Source organism: Pseudomonas sp. PB120, from assembly GCF_009761815.1.
Classification (GTDB): domain Bacteria; phylum Pseudomonadota; class Gammaproteobacteria; order Pseudomonadales; family Pseudomonadaceae; genus Aquipseudomonas.
The window spans coordinates 1-3,694 of the sequence record NZ_RWIN01000160.1 but is presented as its reverse complement, the minus strand read 5'-3'; the positions used below and the strand labels follow the sequence as shown (position 1 = coordinate 3,694).

General features: G+C 59.6%; 3 protein-coding genes and 1 pseudogene. 3 read left to right on the top strand and 1 reads right to left on the bottom strand.

All coding sequences use genetic code 11. The features are described from left to right. Positions 1-73: 73 nt before the first annotated feature. Positions 74-1,438 (bottom strand): formimidoylglutamate deiminase, encoded by a 1,365-nt coding sequence (locus EJA72_RS28770; protein ID WP_157715245.1) that lies wholly within the window; start codon positions 1,436-1,438, stop codon positions 74-76. A gap of 146 nt (positions 1,439-1,584) precedes the next feature. Here EJA72_RS28770 and hutC point away from each other — a divergent pair, with 146 nt between their 5' ends. The 3 genes and pseudogenes from hutC to EJA72_RS28755 all read left to right on the top strand — a co-directional run. Beyond that, entirely contained in the window at positions 1,585-2,295 is a 711-nt protein-coding gene (gene hutC, locus EJA72_RS28765) for a histidine utilization repressor (RefSeq protein WP_154505298.1), read from the top strand. A 10-nt stretch (positions 2,296-2,305) separates the two neighbouring features. Beyond that, positions 2,306-2,875, top strand: a complete 570-nt coding sequence (locus EJA72_RS28760; protein WP_157715244.1) for a HutD family protein — start codon at positions 2,306-2,308, stop codon at positions 2,873-2,875. Between the two features lie 518 nt (positions 2,876-3,393). After that, positions 3,394-3,694 (top strand): annotated as a pseudogene (locus tag EJA72_RS28755) (urocanate hydratase); the annotation flags it as partial.

Below are 3,694 nucleotides of genomic sequence, written 5' to 3'. Positions count from 1 at the left end.
GATGGAGTATCAGTCGACACCAAGGTGTCTGACCCACCATCGCGAGCAAGCTCGCTCCTACAGGGTTTTTGTGTCAGCCCAGGAGTTCGCGCAGGACTTGGGTGAACGCGCGGTTGCTTTCTTCTTCGCCAGCATGGCGGCCGTCACGCACCACCCACTGGCCGTTCACCAGCACATCACGCACCTGACGATCGCCACCAGCGAATAACCAACGATTCAGAATCCCGTCCCCACTGGCCGTCGCCAGGTAAGGATCGTTGCCGTCCAGCACCAGCCAATCCGCGCGTTTGCCGACTTCCAATGCTCCAATCGGCTGACCCAGCGCCTGAGCGCCGCCATCCAGCGCCGCGTCGTACAACGTACGGCCGACCATCGGCTGATCCGCGCCATATAACCGGTTACGCCGTTGATCCCGCAGGCGCTGGCCGTATTCCAGCCAACGCAATTCTTCGACCACGCTCAACGACACATGGCTGTCGGAGCCGATGCCCATGCGTCCGCCCTGAGCGAGGAAATCCACGGCCGGGAAAATCCCGTCGCCGAGGTTGGCTTCGGTGGTCAGGCACAGGCCGGCAATCGCACGACTGCGGGCCATCAGGCTGACTTCTTCCGCGTTGGCGTGAGTCGCGTGGACCAGACACCAGCGCTGATCGACGTCGGTATTTTCATACAGCCATTGCAGCGGGCGACGACCGCTCCAGCTCAGGCAGTCGTCGACTTCTTTCTGCTGTTCGGCAATGTGAATGTGCACCGGGCACTGTTTGTCGCTGGCCGCCAGCACTTCGCTGATCTGCTGCGGGGTGACCGCGCGCAATGAGTGGAAACACAGCCCCAGCGACTGCGCCGGCTGCTGCGCCAGGATCGGCTGCAACCGCGATTGCAGCTTCAGGTAGTTTTCTGTGCTGTTGATAAAACGGCGCTGGCCGTCGTTCGGGGTCTGGCCGCCGAAACCGGAATGGCTGTACAGCACCGGCAGCAGCGTCAGGCCGATGCCCGCCGAGCTGGCGGCCTGGCTGATGCGCAGCGCCAGCTCGGCCGGATCTGCGTACGCCTGGCCGGTCGTGTCGTGGTGCACATAATGAAATTCCGCGACCGAGGTGTAACCGGCCTTGAGCATTTCGATGTACAGCTGGCGGGCAATAATGCCGAGCTGGTCCGGGCTGATTTTTCCGACGAGGCGATACATCAGATCGCGCCAGGTCCAGAAACTGTCATTCGGATTGCCCGCCACTTCCGCCAGCCCGGCCATCGCCCGCTGGAATGCATGGGAGTGCAGATTCGGCATGCCCGGCAGCAGCGGACCGCTTACCCGTTCGGCGCCATCTGCGTTGGAATCGGCCTGGATATGGGTCAAGACGCCATCGGCGCTGACCTCAAGACGTACATTGTTGGCCCATCCACTAGGCAGCAGCGCGCGTTCGGCAAAGAAGGCGGACATGGTTCAGCACCCCATCGTGTGTTATTTGTATATACATATACAGACGTTTGCCTGCTCGGTAAACTCCGGCAAGCTAGCAATCTCTTTTCATCGACCAAGGATTAACCGTGCCGACTCCGCCTCCAGTGTCACCGTTGGCCGCGAACATGGGCGACAGTCCGGCGCCCTTGTACGCCCGCGTCAAACAGATGATCACCCAGCAAATCGACAGTGGAAACTGGCCGCCGCACTACCGCGTTCCGTCGGAAAGCGAGCTGGTCAGCCAACTGGGTTTCAGCCGCATGACCATCAACCGCGCGCTGCGCGAGATGACCGCCGACGGTCTGTTGGTGCGCATGCAAGGTGTCGGTACGTTCGTCGCCGAACCGAAAAGCCAGTCCGCACTGTTTGAAGTGCACAACATCGCCGACGAAATCGCCTCCCGCGGCCATCGCCACACGTGCAAGGTGATCACCCTCGAAGAAGAGGCTGCCGGGTCCGAGCGCGCCCTGGCCCTGGACATGCGCGAAGGCCAGCGGGTTTTCCATTCGCTAATCGTGCATTTCGAAAACGATATTCCGGTGCAAATCGAAGACCGTTTCGTCAACGCGCTGGTGGCGCCGGATTACCTGAAACAGGATTTCACCCTGCAGACGCCATACGCTTATCTGAATCAGGTCGCGCCGCTGACCGAAGGCGAGCACGTGGTCGAAGCGATTCTGGCTGAGGCCAGCGAGTGCAAATTGCTGCAGATCGAAAAAGGCGAGCCGTGCCTGTTGATTCGTCGCCGCACCTGGTCTGGCCGTCAGCCGGTGACCGCTGCCCGATTGATCCATCCTGGTTCCCGTCATCGCCTGGAAGGCCGGTTCCATAAATAGAGCGCCACACATGAATGAGTTGAAGGTTTTACGCGCCAAAGATTACCCACGCATGCCGTGGAAAAACGGCGGCGGCAGCACCGAAGAGATTACCCGCGATGCCGGCACGGGCCTGGATGGCTTCGGCTGGCGCCTGTCGATTGCCGACATTGGCGAGTCGGGCGGGTTTTCCACCTTCGCCGGCTATGAGCGGATTATCACCGTGTTGCAGGGTGACGGCATGACCTTGTCGGTCGATGGCCAGGCCACGCGGCCGCTGTTACCGATCGATCCGTTCGCCTTCAGCGGCGAAAGCCAGGTGTCCTGCACTTTGCTCGGCGGCCCGATTCGCGATTTCAACCTGATTTATGCGCCGCAGCGCTACAGCGCTCGGTTGCAATGGCTGGATGGCGCACAGAGGTTCTTCAGTGAGGCGGGGACTGTGCTGGTGTTCAGTGTCAGCGACGCCCTGGAAGTGAAGGTCGGTAGCAGTGCCCAGCAATTGGGTCGGCATGACTGCCTGCAACTTGTCGGTAACACCGGTTTGCTGGAAGTTTCCAGCAACGGCGCTTGCTGCGTGATCGAACTGACTGCCCGCTGATTACAGGTTTATCAAATCTTTTGTGGCGAGGGAGCTTGCTCCCGCTGGGCTGCGAAGCAGCCCTAAAACCATTTAACCGAGATCTAACAGTTGAATCCGACTAATCGGGTTTACGACGGCTTCGCCGCCGAGCGGGAGCAAGCTCCCTCGCCACAAAAGCAGTACCCAACTCCGTTTCCCTCCGCGCACCACTTTGTTACCGAACGCCCCAGCGTGGCGCAAAACCCCGCTCAAGTAACAGCTCCCGTTTTTTCAAAAATCCCCCTCGAAAAATTTCACCTACGCCAGAACCCTTGATTCAGGCGCTCTCCAGCCCCTCCAGAATTTTTCTTGAACACTCATCCAACAAGTTGGCCGCTTGATTGCATATGCTTGTATGTACAAGTAAAGACGTATGCGTAAGAGTCAATTGAGACTCCCCGCAGCGTCCACTGATTCGCTTGTGGCGCTTCGACGCGCACAGGCTGGCTTGCCCACCGCCAGGGTTGGTTTGAATTGATCGCTGAGGAGTCTTTTTCGTGACTGACAATACCCAGAAACCTACCAAGTTCCGTAACGTAGAAATCCGTGCCGCGCGCGGCAATAAGCTGACCGCCAAGAGCTGGCTGACCGAAGCGCCGCTGCGCATGCTGATGAACAACCTCGACCCGGAAGTCGCCGAGAACCCTAAAGAGCTGGTGGTTTACGGTGGTATCGGTCGTGCGGCGCGTAACTGGGAGTGCTACGACAAGATCGTCGAAAGCCTGACCAACCTGAACGACGACGAGACCCTGCTGGTGCAATCCGGCAAGCCGGTCGGCGTGTTCAAGACCCACAGCA

Coding starts and splice junctions, on each gene's coding strand:
- EJA72_RS28760 (WP_157715244.1), top strand. CDS start 2,306: ATGAATGAGTTGAAGGTTTTACGCGCCAAAGATTACCCACGCATGCCG.
- EJA72_RS28770 (WP_157715245.1), bottom strand. CDS start 1,438: ATGTCCGCCTTCTTTGCCGAACGCGCGCTGCTGCCTAGTGGATGGGCC.
- hutC (WP_154505298.1), top strand. CDS start 1,585: ATGGGCGACAGTCCGGCGCCCTTGTACGCCCGCGTCAAACAGATGATC.